Below are 17,887 nucleotides of genomic sequence, written 5' to 3'. Positions count from 1 at the left end.
AGGGTCGGATTACAGGTCGATCAGCATCCGGGTCGGGTCTTCGATCGCTTCCTTGATGATCTTGAGCGCAGTCACAGCCTCGCGCCCGTCGATCAGGCGGTGGTCGTAGGAAAGCGCGATATACATCATCGGACGAATCTTGACCTCGCCATTGATCGCAACCGGACGGTCTTCGATTCGGTGAAGGCCGAGGACGGCGCTCTGCGGCGGGTTGATGATCGGGGTCGACATGAGCGAGCCGAACACGCCGCCGTTGGAAATCGTGAAGGTGCCGCCGGTCATGTCGGCCATGGTGAGCGTGCCGTCCTTGGCGCGCTTGCCATAGTCGGCGATGTCCTTCTCGATTTGGGCAAAGCCCTTCTTGTCGCAGTCGCGCACGACCGGAACGACAAGGCCGTTGGGAGCCGAGACCGCAACCGAGATGTCGACATAGTCGTGGTACACGATCTCGTCGCCCTCGATGTAAGCGTTGACGCTCGGCACGTCCTTCAACGCAAGGCAGGCGGCTTTCGCGAAGAAGCCCATGAAGCCAAGGCGGATGTCGTGCTTCTTGGCGAACAGGTCCTTGTACTTGGTGCGCGCTTCGATGACGGCGGTCATATCGACATCGTTGAAGGTGGTGAGCAGCGCGGCGTTGTCCTGCGCACCCTTCAGACGCTTGGCGATGGTCTGGCGCATGCGGGTCATTTTGACGCGCTCTTCGTTGCGGCCTTCACCGGTGGCTGTCGCGGTCGGTGCCGGAGCAGGGGTGGGCGTAGGCGAAGGCGCGGGACTGTCGCCCTTGGCTTTCGCAGCAGCGATCACGTCTTCCTTGGTCAGGCGGCCATCCTTGCCGGTGCCCTTGATGGTCGAGGGATCGACCCCGTGTTCGAGCACGGCGCGGCGAACGGCTGGCGAGAGCGTCTGAGTGACCTCTTGGTCTTCACGCTTCTCTTCGCCTTCCTCGCGCTTTTCCTGAGCGCGCGCGGGCTCTTCACCCTTGGTCGCAGCGCCGGTTGCGCCTTCTTCGATCACCGCGATGACAGCGCCAACTTCGACCGTGTCGCCTACCTCGGCGCGGTGTTCGGAGAGCACGCCAGCCACAGGCGAGGGCACGTCGACCGCGACCTTGTCGGTTTCGAGGCTCGCAATCGGCTCATCGACCGCGACCGCGTCGCCCGGCTGCTTGAGCCATTCGCCGATCGAGCCTTCGGTGACCGATTCCCCGAGCTGAGGGACAGTGATTTCAGTAGCCATTTCTCGTGATCCTCGAGTTTCTTGTCTTGGCGAATTACTTGGTGAGGCCGAGCGCGTCGGCGACCAGCTTCTCTTGTTGTTCGACGTGCCGCTTGGCGAGGCCGGTTGCGGGCGATGCAGCTGCCTCGCGTCCGGCATATTGCGGGCGCTTGCCCTCGTGGCCTGCCGCGGTGAGAGCGTCCTCGATCTGGTTCTGGACGAAGAACCAGGAACCGTTGTTCTTGGGCTCTTCCTGACACCAGATGACCTCTTCGAGGTTGGTCATGCGCTTCAGACGCACGGCGAGCGGGTCGCCGGGGAAGGGATAAAGCTGCTCGATCCGCACGATCGAGACGTCTTTCAGTTTTTCCGCGTCGCGTTTCTCGATGAGGTCATAGGCGACCTTGCCCGAGCACAGGACGAGGCGCTTGATCTTCTTGTCGTCAGCCGTTGCCGGTTCCATCGAGGGATCCGACTTGATCCGCTTGAACTGCCAGTCGCCAAGGAATTCCTCGCGCGGGCTTTTCGCCATCGGGTGACGCAGAAGCGACTTCGGCGACATGATGACAAGCGGCTTGCGGAAAGACCTGAGCATCTGGCGCCGGAGCACGTGGAAGTAATTTGCCGGCGTGGTGATGTTGCAGACCTGGATATTGTCGCTCGCGCACAATTGCAGGAAGCGTTCGAGGCGCGCCGAGGAGTGCTCCGGCCCCTGTCCCTCATATCCGTGCGGCAGCAGCATCACGAGGCCGTTGGCGCGAAGCCACTTTACCTCGCCTGACGCGATATACTGGTCGATCATGATCTGCGCGCCGTTGGCAAAGTCGCCAAACTGCGCTTCCCAGAGCGTCAGCGTTTTGGGATCGGCCATCGCATAGCCATACTCGAAGCCGAGCACGCCATATTCCGACAGCGTGGAATCGTGCACTTCGAACTTGCCGTGCGGCAGGGTGTTCAAGGGCACGTATTTGTTCTCGTCCTTCTGGTCGACCCAGACAGCGTGGCGCTGCGAAAACGTACCGCGGCCCGAGTCCTGGCCCGACAGGCGCACGTTGTAGCCTTCCATCACGAGGCTTCCGAAAGCGAGCGCTTCGGCGGTGGCCCAGTCGAAGCCTTCGCCGGTCTCGAACATCTGCCCCTTCGCCTTGAGCACGCGGCCAAGGGTGCGGTGGATGTTCACATCGTCGGGCACTTCGGTGAGCGTGCGGCCAAGCGAATCGAACATCTTGCGCTCGATTGCGGTGTCGACGTTGCGCCGCGCGGTCTCGTCGTCGGCAGGGCGGTGCAGACCCGCCCAGCGCCCGCCAAACCAGTCGGCCTCGTTCGGCTTGTAGCTCTTTGCGGCTTCAAACTCGTCTTCGAGATGAGAGACGAATTCGTCAGCCATTTTCTGACGGTCGCCGTCATCGATCACGCCTTCGGCAATCAGGCGCTCTTCGTAAACGCGGCTGACCTTGGGGTGCTTCGAGATCACGTCATACATGATCGGCTGGGTGAACTTGGGCTCGTCACCTTCGTTGTGGCCGAAGCGTCGATAGCACCACATGTCGATCACGACGTCGCGGTGGAAGCGCTGGCGGTATTCGACCGCGAGCTTGCATGCGAAAGTCACCGCTTCGGGATCGTCGCCGTTGACGTGCAGGATTGGCGCCATCACGCCCTTCGCCACGTCGCTCGGATAAGGCGAGGAACGCGCGAACATCGGCGAAGTGGTGAAGCCGATCTGGTTGTTGATGATGAAGTGCAGGCAGCCGCCGGTGTCGTAACCCGGCACGCCCGAAAGCGAGAGGCTTTCCCAGACAACGCCTTGCCCCGCAAAGGCCGCATCGCCGTGGATCAGCACGGGGAGCACCTGTTCCTTCTTCGAAAGATCGTCGCGGATAGCCTGCTGCGCGCGGGTCTTGCCGAGCACGACGGGGTTCACCGTTTCGAGGTGCGAGGGGTTGGGGACCAGGCTCATGTGAACGCTGATGCCGTCAAATTCGCGGTCGGTGCTGGTGCCTAGGTGATATTTCACATCGCCCGATCCGCCGACATCTTCGGGGTTGGCCGATCCGCCCGAAAATTCGTGGAAGATTACCTTGTAAGGCTTTTCCATCACGTTCGCGAGGACGTTCAATCGCCCGCGGTGGGCCATGCCGTAAATGATCTCGCGCACGCCCGCGCTGCCGCCATGCTTGATGACAGCTTCCAGTGCCGGGATCATGGATTCGCCGCCATCAAGGCCAAAGCGCTTGGTGCCGACATATTTCTTGCCGAGGAATTCCTCGTACTGCTCGCCGCGAAGAACGGCGGCGAGGATCGCCTTCTTGCCTTCAGGCGAGAACTGGATCGTGTCGCCCGGGCTTTCGAACTTGTCCTGCAGGAAGCGCCGCTCTTCGGTGTCGGCGATGTGCATGTATTCGAGGCCGACCTTGCCGCAATACACAACGCGCAGCCGCTCATACAGCGCGCCCACGGTCGTCCACTCCATGCCCAGCACGCCGCCGACATAGACTTCCTCGTTCTCCTTGCCCGCAAGGCCATGGAATTCGAGCGTAAGGTCGGGTGGTGTCTCGCTTCGCTTGGTAGACGTGCCCAGTGGGTCGAGCTGCGCAGCGAGGTGTCCGCGAACACGGTAGAGCCTCACAAGCGTCATCGCCGCGATCGAAAGGCTGGCCGCCTTCTCGATCGAGGCTGGGTCAGCCGCCTTGCCAGCCGCTTTCGCAGCCTTGCCGACCGCCTCCTTCGCCCCGAGCAGCATCTGCGTCGGGTCCATGGCGCTCGCCAGGTCCGCGTCTGCGTCCGCTACCTCGGCAAGCCACTTGGGATTGCCCCAGGAAGGGCCCGGCTGCGGGCCTTCCTGGTCGGTCATTTCGGGGAGAAAGTTTTGCGGTTCTTCGCCCATGAGGGTTCTCCGGGGAGGGTAGGGTTACGCCATTTCTTTCAGCATAGCGTCGAGAGTAGTGCCGAGTTCCGAGGGCGAAGGCGAAACACGGATGCCCGCATCTTCCATCGCCGCGATCTTGTCGTCAGCGCCGCCCTGACCACCCGAGACGATGGCGCCAGCGTGGCCCATGCGGCGGCCCGGAGGCGCGGTGCGGCCTGCGATGAAGCCGACGGTCGGCTTCGAACGGCCTTTGGCGGCTTCCTGCTTGATGAATTCTGCGGCTTCTTCTTCAGCCGATCCGCCGATTTCGCCGATCATGATGATCGACTTGGTTTCCGGATCGTCGAGGAAGAGGTCGAGCACGTCGATGAAGTTGGTGCCGTTCACAGGGTCGCCGCCGATGCCGACAGCCGTGGTCTGGCCGAGGCCAACCTGCGTGGTCTGGTGCACGGCTTCGTAAGTGAGCGTGCCCGAGCGCGAGACAACGCCGACGCTGCCCTTCTTGAAGATCGAGCCCGGCATGATGCCGATTTTGCACTCTTCAGGGGTCAGCACGCCGGGGCAGTTCGGGCCGATCAGGCGCGACTTGGAGCCGGTCAGCGCTGCCTTGGCGCGGACCATGTCGAGCACGGGAATACCCTCGGTGATGCAGATGATGAGCTCCATCTCGGCATCGATGGCTTCGCAGATCGCGTCCGCTGCAAAGGGCGGCGGCACGTAGATGCACGAAGCGGTCGCGCCGGTGGCTTCCTTGGCTTCGCGCACGGTGTTGAACTGCGGCAGGCCGATATGTTCCGTGCCGCCTTTGCCCGGCGTCACACCCGCAACCATCTTGGTCCCGTAATCGAGAGCCTGCTGCGTGTGGAAAGTGCCGGTGTTGCCGGTCATCCCTTGCGTGATGACCTTTGTATCTTTGTTTACGAGGATGGACATTCAATTGTTCTCCGTTCGGGTTCCCACGACCAGTCGCATGGCCGGGGCTTCACGTGATCCTGTGGGGGCGATCTGAACGATGTGCCCTTGGGCACTGAACAGGATTTCGCCTTTTTCGTTCGCGTCTGGAAGCTTGCCGCCAAAGGCAGCCTTGAATTCTTCGTAGGTGTCGAAGCTCTCGATGCGGGCGTTGACCATGCAGATGCCGTCACCGCTGAGATCGCTCAGAATGATGATCGGGGCACGCTCGCCGTGGCCGTAGATGATGGGGCCATCTTCGACCGTGTTGCCGTCGCCGTCGCGCATTGTCGCGCGCGCCCAGCCAAGATCTTCGAGCGAGGACGTGGAAATCGAGCCGCTTTCGGTTGCCGCGAAGCAATCGTTGTAGCTTTCGAAAATCTCCGGGAGCGCGGCCTCGCGAAGCTGCGCCGAAGCCGGCGCAGCGAGCAAGGCCGCGGAACCCAGAAAGATCGATGCGCGCTTAAGCAAGGCTGCTATCCAGCCCCTTACACGCTTCGAGCAGTTCTTCGACCGCGTCGGTCGAAACCTTGAGGTTGGACTTTTCCTCGTCCGACAGTTCGATCTCGACCACTTCCTCGGTGCCGCCCGCGCCGATCACGGTCGGGACGCCAACATAAAGCCCGTCGAGGCCGTACTTGCCTTCGACGTAGGAGGCACACGGCAGGATGCGCTTCTGGTCACCCAGATAGGCTTCGGCCATGCTGATCGCGCTGGTGGCGGGAGCGTAATAGGCCGAGCCGTTGCCGAGCAGGCCGACGATCTCGCCGCCGCCCTTGCGGGTGCGGTCAACGATTTCGTCGAGACGCTCTGCCGGAACGCCCTTGATCTTGGCGTAGTCGTCAACCGGGATACCGTTGATCGTGGTGTAGCTCTTGACCGGAACCATCGTGTCGCCGTGGCCACCGAGGACGAAGGCGTTGACGTCCTTGACCGAGCAATCGAATTCCCATGCAAGGAAGGTCGCAAAGCGCGCGCTGTCGAGAACGCCGGCCATGCCGACCACCTTGTTGTGGGGAAGGCCCGAGAATTCACGCAGCGCCCACACCATCGCGTCCAATGGGTTTGTGATGCAGATCACAAAAGCGTCGGGGCAGTTGTTCTTGATGCCTTCGCCAACAGCCTTCATCACCTTGAGGTTGATGCCGAGCAGATCGTCGCGGCTCATGCCGGGCTTGCGCGGGACGCCCGCCGTGACGATCACGACGTCGGAACCGGCAATGTCAGCATAGTCGTTCGATCCAGTGATCTTGGCGTCAAAGCCTTCGATCGGGCCGCACTGGCTAAGGTCCAGCGCCTTGCCCTGCGGCATACCTTCGGCGATGTCGAAGAGGACGATGTCGCCCATTTCTTTTTTCGCTGCGAGGTGGGCGAGCGTGCCGCCAATCATGCCGGAGCCGATAAGCGCGATCTTCTTGCGGGCCATGTGTATCCTTCCCAAAATCTTCGGGACGAATAATCCAAGCGAGGCTTAATAGCCCGGCTTTCGTCCCAAATGGCCGGGCACCCGCTTCTGGCGGCGGGGTAGGCCCGGGAAAGGGCGATTGCAACCGTCAAAAGGTCGCATTTGCCAACTATCTTCGCAAATAGTTCGCAATTGCATTAAGTGCAGCGATTGCGAGATTTCCGCGCCCCGCACAAGACGGTGCAAATCATGCTTAGTGGGATAAAGGTAATGCGCTCAGCGAACGCTTCGGATCAGGCGGTCGCGCGGCGGCCGTCCTGCTCGCGTTCCTGTGCCAGCAGCATGGCGGCAAGATAGTCGGGCACGGCGCGGCTGAAGTAGTAGCCCTGGCCAAGGTTGCAGCCCGCATCGCGGACAACCTGCACCTGGTCGATCGTCTCCAGACCTTCGGCGACGATGTCCATGCCAAGCGTCGTTCCCATTTCGGCCACGGCGCGGATGATCGCATCGCTCTTGCGGCCAACCTGCGCGCCCGAGACAAAGGAACGGTCGACCTTGATCTTCGAGAACGGGAAGGTGTTGATGTAGCCGAGCGAGGAATACCCCGTACCGAAATCGTCGAGAGCAAAGCGCACGCCGATTTCCGACAGTTCCTCGATGAAGGCAGCGGTCGAGTGGTTGTCTTCGATGAAGAGGCTCTCGGTGACTTCGAGTTCAAGACGCCGCGGGTCGAGCCCTGCTTCACGAAGCGCGCTCTTGATACCCAAAGCCGCGCCCGGAGCGCGGATCTGAAGCGGTGAGAGATTGACGGCGACGGTCACGTCATCGGGCCATGTCGCAGCAACGCGCGCGGCCTGCGCCGTGATCCAGTTGCCAAGCGTCACGATCACGCCGGTTTCTTCCGCCACCGGAATGAATTCGTCAGGCCGCAGTTCGCCCTTGTGCGGGTGGAACCAGCGAACCAGCGCTTCGAACGTCTTGATGCGGCCTGTTTCCAGATCGACGATCGGCTGGAAGTAGATCGACAGCTCGTCGCGTTGGATTGCGGCGCGAAGCTCGTCCTCGATCTCGCGGCGGCGTGCGAGGTCGCGCGACATCGAGGAATCGTAGAAACATGTCCGGCTGCGTCCGCCGACCTTTGCATGATAAAGCGCAAGGTCTGCGCTCTGCATCAGCGTGTCGGCATCGTTGCCGTTCTCCGGCAGCAGCGAAACGCCCAGCGAAGCGCGCACTTCGAGGCGTTCTCCGTCGATGCGGAACGGGCGCATGATCTCTGCATGGATTTCGCTCGCTAGGCGTTCGGCGTCCTGGCGGCTTACGATCGGGCAGAAAATGATGAACTCATCGCCGCCAAAGCGAGCGACGGTCGATCCTTCAGGCGAAACTTCCTTCAATCGCTTGGCAACGCCGGTCAGAACGCGGTCGCCGACCGGGTGGCCGAGCAGGTCGTTCACTTCCTTGAAGCGATCAAGGTCGACCCAGATCAGCGCCAGACGGCTGTCGTCATTCACGCCCATCATCGTTTCGACCATCGCGTGATTGAGGCCGGCGCGGTTCGCAAGGCCGGTCACCACGTCGGTGCGAGCAAGGACCTGCATCTTGTCAGCCAGCCGCGCGCTGGTTTCGGCAGAGGCAATCGAGTCGCGCAACACCGTGAAGATGTTGCCGCAGATCGAGATCATCGCCGGGATCAGCAGAAGGATCGTGATGCCCAGCGCGATGAAGCCCGGCTTCGCAGTCCAGAAACTTGCCAGCGCGATCGGAACGCAGGTGAGGCCAAGCTGGCCCATCGCGATCGTCAGACGACCGGCATTGCGGGCGCTCACCCCGATCCCATAGCCGACCGCATTACACACCATCAGCACTTCGACCTGCACACTGCTGCCGTCTACGATCACGAATGCAGCGGTGCAGCCAAGCGCGAGAGCGAAGCTGAACGCGCCGATTTCGTAAACGAATTCAAGCGTGGCGGTGCTGTTGCCATCGGCTTCGGCATCGAGCGCCAATGCCGCTGCGACACGCGCTGCCGCGATCACGGTCAGCACTGCAGCTGCGACGTAAAGTTCGGGCATTTCGGCAATCCATGCCGATACCGATGCCGCGCACACGATGCACAGCGCGCCAATCGCAAGGCTGGAAGGTTGAGCGTAAAGTGTCGTGACCAGCAAGCGGCGCACGCGTTCGGACAATTGGTCCGACGACTCTTGCCTGCCGAACCGCCCTTTCAGGCGGCTTATTACACTGGTCACTCCCATAACAGTTTGGCCCTACGCAAAACAGGTCAAGGGGTGGTTAACGCGGCGGCGGCTTTATCCACGTTCGGTGGACGCAAACCTTCGAATTCAATTTGAATCGATCGTTTACCGCCGCAGGAAATCGAGCGGACCCGGGGAGGGGGAACTGGTCGGCTCGATGGCGATAGGGACGTGCGAGGCAAAGCCTTAGCTGAGCGCGCCATTCGGTCCGAGATTGGCCGCTTCCGCCGCAAGCCTGCGGTCGAGCGTGCGGGTGATGCCGAGCCACCAGTCATACGCCTGGCGGTCGCCCTCGAAGAATGCCTTTTCCGCCTGTGCGCGTGCCTGGCGCGCGGCGCCGAGGCCGTGCTCCGCAAAGTGCCTAAGGGCTGCACGAAGCATCTGGTCATTCGCCGGTTTGTGATCGCCAGCGTTTGCGCGCTTCACCGGCCCCTTGGTTCCCGATTTCGGGTTGTTGTCGTTGGCCACGCGTTCTTGCGCACGAACCGCCAGAGCCTTGGCAATCGGAGTGCAGGCTGGGGCGTGAGCGAGGCGATTGGCGGGTGCGAAGCGAAGGGACATCGGGCGTCTTGGTCTCTCGTTTTGGCGCCCGCGTGCAATTCGCTGCCAATATAGGCGCGGCGTTGCTGTCGGGCGCAGAAAAGGGTTTCAGCGATGTCAGCCGCAATAAGCCTGACGCGCTAAGGCTTGGTGTGGAGCTAAGGTTGAGACCGCGTTAACCGGCTGGCTAACCGCTGGCCTTCTTACCGCTGGGAAGTGGGCGGAGCGGCGGTGTTCTCACCCGCTAACGAACGCTGTTCCTGCTCCAGCGCGGCGCGCGCGGCATCGCTCTTCCATTGCCCGGCGCTCGCATAGTCGTCGCGAACCTGGCCGACGCCTGCGTAAGCGGGATCGGCAAGCACGGGCTCCGGTGCAGCAAAGGCTGCCGGCGGCGAAGAAGGCTCTGCTGCGCTGCGCGGACTGGCCACCAAACCGCCTTGATTTGGCAAGGCTGGCAAGGTCTCGATATGCGCCGTTCTTGCCCGGTTTGCGGCCCCCGGTTCCTCACCTGCATAGCGCGCGGTGAATGCGCCGCTCGCGCCAGCCGCGCCTTTGGAGCGGTAGAAGCGGTGTGCGCCGATCGTGCCGATGTGGTCGAGGCTGGACGCCCAGTAAGGATTGACCCAGAGCGTGTGGTAATGCGTCGCGTGCCCAACTGGCGCGTAGACGCTGCCCGCCAACGCTTCGTCAGCAATCTGTTTTGCTCGGTCCCACGACCGCCCGCCAGCGCGGCGCGAAAGGCTGCCATCGCACGTAAAGGTGAACTGGCAACCGGTCCTGCGCTGAGAGCCCTGATAGACCACGCCGCACACGCTTCCCGGCCAGCTGCGATGGGAGACGCGGTTCAGCACGACCTGCGCAACGGCGCGCTGTCCCGCTTCGCTTTCGCTCGCCGCTTCGTACCAGATCGCCTGCGCAAGACATTCAGCAGCGCGCAGGTGGCTTGCTCCTCCGACGCTGAAGAATGGCTGCGCAGCGGGGCCAGCGTCGATCACCTGCCCCAGCTCGCGTCCGGCCTCTGCGCCGGTATCGTAGGCGTCTGTTGTTGGCAGAGCGATCAGCGCATCGTCGGCTGAAGGCGCGGCAAGGAAGAAGAACGCAGAGCCTGGGAAACTTTGGCCGGGACGCTCAAACGGCATCGCGGGGTTGGCTTTGAGCTCGGCAGACAGCTTTGCGCTCACCATCTCGGCCTCGGTCGGAGCATTGCCCGCGAGCGCTCCGAATTCGCCGGGTGCGGCCATGGCAGGCACCGCGATTGCGGCGAGCAGGACCATCAGCCGCGCGCGCAGATTGCCGCCCTGCGCTCGCGGCTGCGGCGCAGACGCGCTCGCGTCGGGCAGGCGGATCACCTGCGGCGAGGCGGTTTTGGCCACGTGGGCTGAAAGGTTGCGAAGGAAACTCATGGCGCGCCTCAAGCGCGTAACGATTGTGAGGCGCTTTCACGAGCGTGCTGACAGGTGGCGTCCCGAAAGGCGACACAGGCCATCAATTCGTTAACGCTGCGCCAGCGCGCTTGTGGTGAGCCCGTCGCGGCCCTATCGGCTGGCAGGGATGGGAGTTTCGGCGATCAATCGGGCGGCACGTTGGCTCGGCGCGGCAAGTGCGCTCGCGGTCCTTTCGGGCTGCCAGCCCGCCAAGGCCGGCCGATCCGATGACATCGGCCCCACCTTTGTCAGCCTCAATCCGTGCCTCGATGCAATCCTCGTCGAAGTGGCCGCGCCTGAGCAAATCCTTGCCCTCTCGCATTACAGCCGCGATCCGGCAGCCAGTTCGGTGGATGTGAACCGCGCTCGCAGCTTTGGCGTGACGGGCGGGACGGCTGAGGAGATCATCGCGCTTTCGCCGGACATCGTCCTTGCCAGCCGCTTCATTGCGCCTGCCACGCTGAACGCGCTCGAACGCGCAGGATTGCGGGTCGAGACCTTCGACAGCCCCTTCAGCAGCGAGGCGAGCTTCGATCAGATTTTCCAGATTTCCAACCTTGCCGAGCACCCAGCGAGGGGTGACGAGTTGGTGCAGCAAATCCGCTTCAGCGTCGACAAGCCGGAAGGCGATGCGGGCTCAGCCATGGTGTGGCAGGCTGGACAGATCGTGGCAGGCGAAAGCTCGCTGGTGGCAGAGCACCTGCGCTGGGCAGGTTTCTCTAACCACAGCGCAGCGCAGGGGTTGGGGCAGGCCGATTTCGTGACGCTCGAAGCGGTGCTGACCGAGCCGCCCGACCTGCTTCTGATCGCGGGCGATGCGGCAGGGCAGGGGCATCCGGTGCTTGGCTCGCTTGAGGGCACCCATGTCGCGCGTTTTGACCCGAACCTGTTCTATTGCGGTGGCCCCTCGATTGCGCAGGCGCGCGAACGTCTTGTCGATATTCGCGCAGAGCTTGAGGGGGCGAGCGAGTGAACCGCGCTGCCGTCATCTTCGCAGCGCTGCTCGTGGTGCTTGTGCCGATTTCTCTGCTCGCAGGGCGGGTCTGGATCAGCCCAATCGGTGCGGAAGGCACGGCGAACGCAGCGCTCATCCTGATGGAATTGCGCCTGCCGCGCGCTGTGCTGGCGATTGTCATCGGGGCGGGGCTTGGCGCGGCTGGCGCGGCGATGCAGGGCTATCTTCGCAACCCTTTGGCCGATCCGGGCCTGTTCGGCATTGCTCCCATGGCAGCGCTTGGCGCGGTGGCGAGCTTCTGGTTCGGGCTCGCCTCGTCTTCCTGGGGCGTTCCCGTCTTTGCGCTGGCCGGAGCCGCTCTCGCGATGGCGCTGCTTGCCGCGATTGCGGGTAGAAGCGTGTCCGATGGCCGCGCGGGCGCGGGCGGAGGGATCGCGCTCTTCACGCTTGCCGGTCTGATGATCGCCAGCCTTGCCGGCGCTCTCACCGCGCTTGCTATCACCATGGCGCCCAGCGCCTTTGCGATGAGCCAGATCGTCATGTGGCTCAACGGCGCGATCACCGACCGCTCATGGGCGGAGGTCTGGATCGCAGCGCCGCTTACTCTTGCCGGGATCGCGGTGCTGATGCTGGCATCGCGAAGCCTTGATGCGCTGACGCTCGGCGAAGAGGCGGCACGTTCGCTCGGCGTTGACCCAAGGCGGCTGCTCTTCCTGCTGGTGGTGGGAACGGCGCTCACCGTGGGGTCAGGGGTCGCGGTAGCTGGAATTATCGGTTTCGTCGGATTAATCGTGCCCCATCTCGTGCGCCCGCTCACCGACCGCCTGCCATCCTCGCTCCTTCTTCCAAGCGCTCTTGCAGGGGCATGCCTGGTGCTGCTGGCAGACAGCGTTGTGCGCGTCCTGCCGCTGGTGACCGAGCTTCGGCTCGGCATAGCCTTGTCGCTCATCGGGGCGCCGTTCTTCCTGTGGTTGCTCATCCGCATGCGCAAGGGGCGGCTGTGATGCTGGAGGCAAACAACCTTTCCATTGAGCGCGGCGGTCGCCGGGTTTTGAGCGATGTCAGCGCTGCGTTTGCAGCCGGTGAGATCACCGCGATTGTCGGGCCGAACGGAGCTGGCAAGTCGAGCCTCGTCCTCGCGCTCGCAGGGCTGCTCGATCCGGTGGGTGGCGCTGTGACGCTTGATGGACGCTCGATCCATGCACTGCCGCCGCGAGAGCGGGCACGCATGCTCGGCTATCTTCCGCAGGACACTGACATCGCCTGGGACGTCGCGGTCGAACAGCTGGTGGCGCTTGGCCGCCTCCCCCATGGCGACCGCGGACGCGATGAAGTCGAAGCCGCCATTTCGATGCTCGCGCTTGAGGATTTGCGCCATCGCCCGGCGAGCCGTCTGTCAGGCGGGGAGAAGGCGCGCGTTCTGCTGGCGCGAGTGCTGGCTGGAACGCCTGAGTGGGTGCTCGCCGATGAACCGCTCGCCGCGCTTGACCTTGCGCATGCAAAGGCGCTGACCGAGCACTTTCGCGAGATCGCCGATAGCGGTTCTGGCGTCGTGCTCGTGGTCCACGATCTTGCCGTGGCAATGAACTGTGCCGACCGCGTCATCGTTCTGAGTGATGGCAAATGCGTGGCCACCGGCACACCAGCCGATGCCCTTACGCAAGAGATAATCAAACGCGTGTGGGGAGTGGATGCTGACTGGTTGGGTAAGCCGGGCCAGCATGCGCTGGTCATTCGCCGTCCTTAGCGGCAGGTGCAGTGCCGCTGAATACCACAGGTGACCTGCGCATACCGACCCGGTGCGGCGGGTTAGGGTGCGCCGCATCTCAATGTTTGTTGCAATCCAAAAAGCCCAAGGCGCGACCCGAAGGGCAGGAGTGCAAAGACCTACAAAGAGGATTGCTTCATCACCAATTGCCGCCATTTTGGCGACTTCATATTTTCTGTACCCCTTCGCCAACCCCGGTTTTCTGCGGGTTTGGAGCGAAATAAAGAGTTTCGCTGGCTCCCGATTGCGAGGCCGACTAAGCCGTTTTAATGGCCAATTCCGACCAGATTCTCTCAGATTCCCGCTGGCTCCCTCACGCACTCGATCCGGCAACAGGGGCGATCACCTTCATCAAGCTGGAGCGTGAGCGACTATCGGCATCGCGCTTTCTTGCAGACGTAGGCGGCGAGGAAGGGCGCGATGTTGCAAGCGTGCCATTGGCCGAGATGGCTCAGGCTCAAATCGCTCAAGGCCCGCTCCATTTCATCTTTCACACTGCGTTCTGTCGCTCGACCCTGCTGGCAAGAGCGCTCGAACAACCCGGCATTAGCGCCGGTCTCAGCGAGCCGGGAATCATCGCAAGCCTGGTAAACGCAGGGCCTCAGGCAAAGCCTGCAATCGCGCCGGTCATGGCATTGCTAAGCCGCAGCTGGAGTGAGGGAGAGGCGGTGTTCGTCAAACCGACCAACCACGCCAACGCCATCGCGCCCGCGCTCATGGAAGCGGTGCCGGGGGCCAAGGCGGTGGTGATGACCAACCCGCTGCCAGCCTTCCTCGCTGCCGTGGTTCGCAAGGGGATGCTCGGGCGTCGGTGGGCTCGGCAGTTGTACCTCGAGATGATGGGCTATGCCGGAATGGACCTCGGCATGGATGGCCGAGAGCAGTTCTCCATGACTGACCTGCAAGCGGGCGCGCTGGCTTGGTTCCTGAACCAGCGTTTCATGCATGGGATGGCCAGCCGGTTCGGCGACCGCGTGCGCACCCTCGACGGAGATCGTTTTGGTGAGGAGCCAGCCGAAACACTCGCAGCTATTGGAGCCTTCACTGGAGTTCCGATCACTCAGCAAAAAGCCGAGGCAATCGCAAGCGGCCCCGTCTTTGCCAGCGATGCCAAGACCGGCGAGGATTACGCGACCAAAGCTGCCCGCGACGCAAAGGCCACGAGCAGCGCGGTGGTCGAGGATGAGATAGCAAAGCTCGAAGAATGGATCGCCATGATCGCTGGCCAGGCCGGGCTCACGGTGCCGATCAAACAGACGCTGTTTTAGCCGCGTCCCGACCAGCTGCCCGACTTGCGATCAGGCCTCGCGCGGATCGGAATAGTCGGCATTCAGGAAGATGTTGGTGCGCCTCTCGCTGCGATAGACAAGGCCTTTTGCGACCCTGCTTGCCGCATGGTGGTATTCGAGTTCTTCCGCGATGCCCTCATAGTCGCCCGCTTCGATGGCTGCGTTGAGCTTCGGGCTTTTCTCCGGTCCGACCGTCCCAATGCCCACATTGAAGACAAGGTCGACAAGCGCGTCGAATTCGTTTTGGTTGAGCGGAAGATCACCGACGATTTTTCGCACGCCCTTTTCGGCCTTTGCGAGGTCCTTTTCGAGAAAGGCGAGGGCGCGTCTGTGCGAGATGGTATCGCCTACCTTCAATCGGTCTTTGGGCAATACGAGGTGCCCGACGCCGACCGTTGGATAGCCCGCCACATCGCGGTAGACATCATAGCGCACGCCTTCTTCCTCGATCATCGCATCAATCAGCCGGTCGCTTACCGAGAGCTTCTTCGCATGGCGGCGCTCGGACGGGTCGACAAGTTCGAATTCATTCGCGCTCTCGAACTCCCCCATCATGTTCTCCGCCGCAATCGGATCAGCGGACAATGCAAGGTTAGAGGTCCCTGAAAGCCCGAGTGCACTGACGCCCAGCGCAAACGCGGTCCGCTTGCGCCTTTTGCCGCGCTGGCGAACATTCTGAAGCGGCGTGTAAGTGACAGAGCGCCTGCGCCTGCTGCGCTCGCGCCGGTCGTTCCAACGCTTGCGAAACGACTTCGCAAAACTGCGCCGTACAGCCTTCTTGACGGAAGGCAGATCGGGCGCCTGCGTCAAAGGCGACGTGCCCGGCGAAGTGAGCCGCGACCCCTTTTCGCCGCCAGAGGCAGCGTTGATCGAAAAAGCGGGTTTGCGACCCGCAGGACCAGATGTGAGAAGTGTGTTGCGCGTTGAACTAAAGATAAAGCTGTCCTTTCGAAGGAAAGGACCGGGCGCTTCGTCACGAATTCCGTGACGGCGAGCGAGCCTCGGCACGTGAGTGCGGCATCAAAGAGGCGCTGCTTCGGATCCTTCCCGAAATGTCTGCACGACCTGGGCGCGGCGGTTGCGCGCTGAAATGTTCGAGGTCGTTGTTGTGTTCACTTTAGTTACAGACAGGGCCGCAAGTTCGATCCACGGCTCAGCGTGATTGAGACACGGGATGTGGGAAGCTGGAGGTTGCTTTGTGAGAGCTGTCGCCGGATAGGGAAGGGATGGCGGTCGAGATCACATCGAGGGGGGAGCTTGCCGCGTGGCTTGAGGACAAGCCGCGTGAATGGGCGCAGGTGATTGGCTTCCGAGCAGTATTGAGACCTCTGGCTTTGATTTTCGAACCGGACGAGTGGACTTCGGAGTCACCACAGGTTTCAGCAGCTCTACCGACTTTCAGGGCTCTCTGCGTTGTGCACGCAATAGTGTCGTTGACTCGCGGTGCGTTGTTTCACTCTGCCGCAGAAGCTGCCTTCTTCGCGCGCGATATGGCGGAAGTAGCGGCACGCCGGGGGCCGGTCGCAACGCCGACTGACCCGGTCTCGTTGCTTTTCGGTGCGAGCGATGCAGCGTACACAGCAGCCTTTGAGAAGGCGTATGCCCAAGCAGCAGCGGACGCAGCTTTCTCAGCTAGTCAAGCGCCTCTACGGACTTATTCCGGCTACCTGTGGTACGAGACTAGCCGCGACTGTTCGCAGCTTGCGGACAATATGGACCCGTTGAGGCTGATGCATTCATCGGTCTGGAATCAGAGGCCCGATTGGTTTCAGCAGATTTGGAGCGCTGCCGCTCGATGGCTTTCGCGCAGCGAGCATGGCTTCGAAATCTGGCGCGAGTGGTACTACGGGCGGCTCGAAGGCCTCTCCCACGCCTTTGCCGAATTCGACGACGAAGCAGACCAAACCTTCTTTCGCTGGATCGTCGAACAGGACAACGAATGGTGGTCCCGCGAACCCGCCGAGGTAAACGCCGACATCAAGGCATTTGTCGACTCTTTACGCAAACGAAAATCCGACGACAAGCCGCGCGTCGACTTCTTCATCTCCTACGCCTCGCCCGACGAGACCGACGCGCGCGAAGTTGCGGCGATCTTGGACCAGCTGGGCAAATCCTACATCGTCCAATATCGCGACTTCCCGCAGGCGAATTTCGTCAATGCCATGAACGACGCAATGGACCGCGCCGACCGCCTCATTCCGCTCTATTCCAGAAGCTACGTTGCGTCTGACCACTGCAATGCGGAGTGGAACTACTATTACAACCTCGACCCGTCCTCGGTCGAGCGGCGCATTGTTGGCTTCAAGCTGGATGGCGGCGATCTCAAGCCGTTGATGCAGACGGTCAATTACCGCGACCTCACCCGGTACTCGGGGTTCGATCGCGAAGAGGCCATTCGCGAGTGGATCGAATGGGAACCCCCTGCGCCGACCAGGGAGAGCGTTTCGGACTCGGTCGAACGTCTGCTCAGCCCGCAGATTGCTGCCAACGCCGAGGGCAAGCTCGACACTCTGCCCAATCCCCTGACCGACGTCCCGGTGCGCGAAAGCGCTTTGGAAACCGCCGTGCGCGAGCTCTTGCTGGTGCTCGACGTCATCTTCGCATCGAAGCACAATCTCCCAAGCAACATGGACCGCGCGCTTTTGCGCTATCATGATGAGGTTCGCGAAAGCGGCGCGAAATCGGCTTGGGGCGGGCTTGATCGGCTGGTAAACATCGTGACCGGCGGTCTTTCAACGATGTCGAGCGCAGAGTTTGCACCGGGACAGCGTGAAACGCTCGAGGAGTTCACTGCCGCGCACAAGAAATGCATGTCGGCACTGCCGAGCCTCGATCTGGAGGAACGCGCCCTCTCAGAGATTTCAGTCGAGGAAGCTGATCCGGAAGCGGTGCGGGAGATCACGCAAAAGCTTCGCGCGATGCACGAGCCGCTTCAGGAGGCGGGCAAAACCACGTCTTCGCTCGATGAGTTGATCGAGGACGTCATCAAGGAAGGGCAGGACGTTGCTCACGCTGCGGGCGCCCTAGACGCGGACGCGAAGGAGCAGGGCAGCAAGCGGCGCTACCTCATGTATGTTGGTGGGATCGGCTTCGGGGTCGTGAATGCGCTCGGCGCGATGGCCACGATTGCCGATTCACCATCCGCGGTACAAGCGATGCAAGCGGGCAGAGAGCTTATCGAGGCCTTCTTCAAAGCGCTTGGACTCTAGCCCGCCG

At 62.2% G+C, this 17,887-nt stretch carries 14 protein-coding genes; 5 read left to right on the top strand and 9 right to left on the bottom strand.

Annotated features, from left to right (window positions below):
• Positions 1-9: 9 nt before the first annotated feature.
• The 8 genes from odhB to NAP1_RS07100 form a co-directional block, all read right to left on the bottom strand.
• Positions 10-1,236, bottom strand: coding sequence for a 2-oxoglutarate dehydrogenase complex dihydrolipoyllysine-residue succinyltransferase (gene odhB, locus NAP1_RS07135; protein ID WP_007164582.1), 1,227 nt, complete (start codon positions 1,234-1,236; stop codon positions 10-12).
• Positions 1,237-1,270: 34 nt separating this feature from the next.
• A complete protein-coding gene (locus NAP1_RS07130) occupies positions 1,271-4,102 on the bottom strand; it encodes a 2-oxoglutarate dehydrogenase E1 component (protein ID WP_007164581.1) in 2,832 nt (943 codons plus the stop codon).
• 24 nt (positions 4,103-4,126) lie between these two features.
• Positions 4,127-5,017 (bottom strand): succinate--CoA ligase subunit alpha, encoded by an 891-nt coding sequence (sucD, locus tag NAP1_RS07125; protein ID WP_007164580.1) that lies wholly within the window; start codon positions 5,015-5,017, stop codon positions 4,127-4,129.
• Positions 5,018-5,506, bottom strand: coding sequence for a hypothetical protein (locus NAP1_RS07120; protein WP_007164579.1), 489 nt, complete (start codon positions 5,504-5,506; stop codon positions 5,018-5,020).
• Positions 5,499-6,461, bottom strand: coding sequence for a malate dehydrogenase (gene mdh, locus NAP1_RS07115; protein ID WP_007164578.1), 963 nt, complete (start codon positions 6,459-6,461; stop codon positions 5,499-5,501). Before mdh ends, NAP1_RS07120 begins: the two co-directional genes overlap by 8 nt.
• Positions 6,462-6,733: 272 nt before the next feature.
• On the bottom strand, positions 6,734-8,617 hold the full coding sequence (locus NAP1_RS07110; protein ID WP_241761243.1) for a bifunctional diguanylate cyclase/phosphodiesterase: 1,884 nt from the start codon (positions 8,615-8,617) through the stop codon (positions 6,734-6,736).
• Positions 8,618-8,881: 264 nt separating this feature from the next.
• On the bottom strand, positions 8,882-9,256 hold the full coding sequence (locus NAP1_RS07105) for a hypothetical protein (RefSeq protein ID WP_007164576.1): 375 nt from the start codon (positions 9,254-9,256) through the stop codon (positions 8,882-8,884).
• 182 nt (positions 9,257-9,438) lie between these two features.
• On the bottom strand, positions 9,439-10,638 hold the full coding sequence (locus NAP1_RS07100; protein ID WP_007164575.1) for a cell wall hydrolase: 1,200 nt from the start codon (positions 10,636-10,638) through the stop codon (positions 9,439-9,441).
• 115 nt (positions 10,639-10,753) lie between these two features.
• On the opposite strand from NAP1_RS07100, the gene NAP1_RS07095 reads away from it, so the two are divergent.
• The 4 genes from NAP1_RS07095 to NAP1_RS07080 all read left to right on the top strand — a co-directional run bounded on the left by NAP1_RS07095 (position 10,754) and on the right by NAP1_RS07080 (position 14,650).
• Positions 10,754-11,632 (top strand): ABC transporter substrate-binding protein, encoded by an 879-nt coding sequence (locus tag NAP1_RS07095; RefSeq protein ID WP_241761192.1) that lies wholly within the window; start codon positions 10,754-10,756, stop codon positions 11,630-11,632.
• On the top strand, positions 11,629-12,618 hold the full coding sequence (locus tag NAP1_RS07090; RefSeq protein WP_007164573.1) for an iron ABC transporter permease: 990 nt from the start codon (positions 11,629-11,631) through the stop codon (positions 12,616-12,618). The genes NAP1_RS07095 and NAP1_RS07090 overlap by 4 nt, the downstream gene beginning before the upstream one ends.
• Positions 12,618-13,361: an ABC transporter ATP-binding protein gene (locus NAP1_RS07085; RefSeq protein WP_007164572.1), complete on the top strand. Its 744-nt coding sequence runs from the start codon at positions 12,618-12,620 to the stop codon at positions 13,359-13,361. The genes NAP1_RS07090 and NAP1_RS07085 overlap by 1 nt, the downstream gene beginning before the upstream one ends.
• Positions 13,362-13,651: 290 nt before the next feature.
• The gene (locus NAP1_RS07080; RefSeq protein ID WP_007164571.1) at positions 13,652-14,650 is read left to right on the top strand and encodes a hypothetical protein; all 999 of its coding nucleotides are present in this window, start codon (positions 13,652-13,654) and stop codon (positions 14,648-14,650) included.
• A 30-nt stretch (positions 14,651-14,680) separates the two neighbouring features.
• On the opposite strand, the gene NAP1_RS16645 is transcribed toward NAP1_RS07080, so the two are convergent.
• On the bottom strand, positions 14,681-15,679 hold the full coding sequence (locus NAP1_RS16645; RefSeq protein WP_007164570.1) for a lysozyme: 999 nt from the start codon (positions 15,677-15,679) through the stop codon (positions 14,681-14,683).
• 482 nt (positions 15,680-16,161) lie between these two features.
• Between NAP1_RS16645 and NAP1_RS07070 the strand changes: the two genes are divergently transcribed.
• Positions 16,162-17,880 carry a toll/interleukin-1 receptor domain-containing protein gene (locus NAP1_RS07070; RefSeq protein ID WP_162013473.1) on the top strand — a complete coding sequence of 573 codons (1,719 nt, stop codon included), beginning with the start codon at positions 16,162-16,164 and terminating at the stop codon, positions 17,878-17,880.
• Positions 17,881-17,887: the final 7 nt, after the last annotated feature.

It is taken from the genome of Erythrobacter sp. NAP1 (assembly GCF_000152865.1).
GTDB lineage: Bacteria > Pseudomonadota > Alphaproteobacteria > Sphingomonadales > Sphingomonadaceae > Erythrobacter.
Note: the sequence above shows the minus strand (reverse complement) of the source record. Positions and strands in the feature narration are given on the sequence as shown.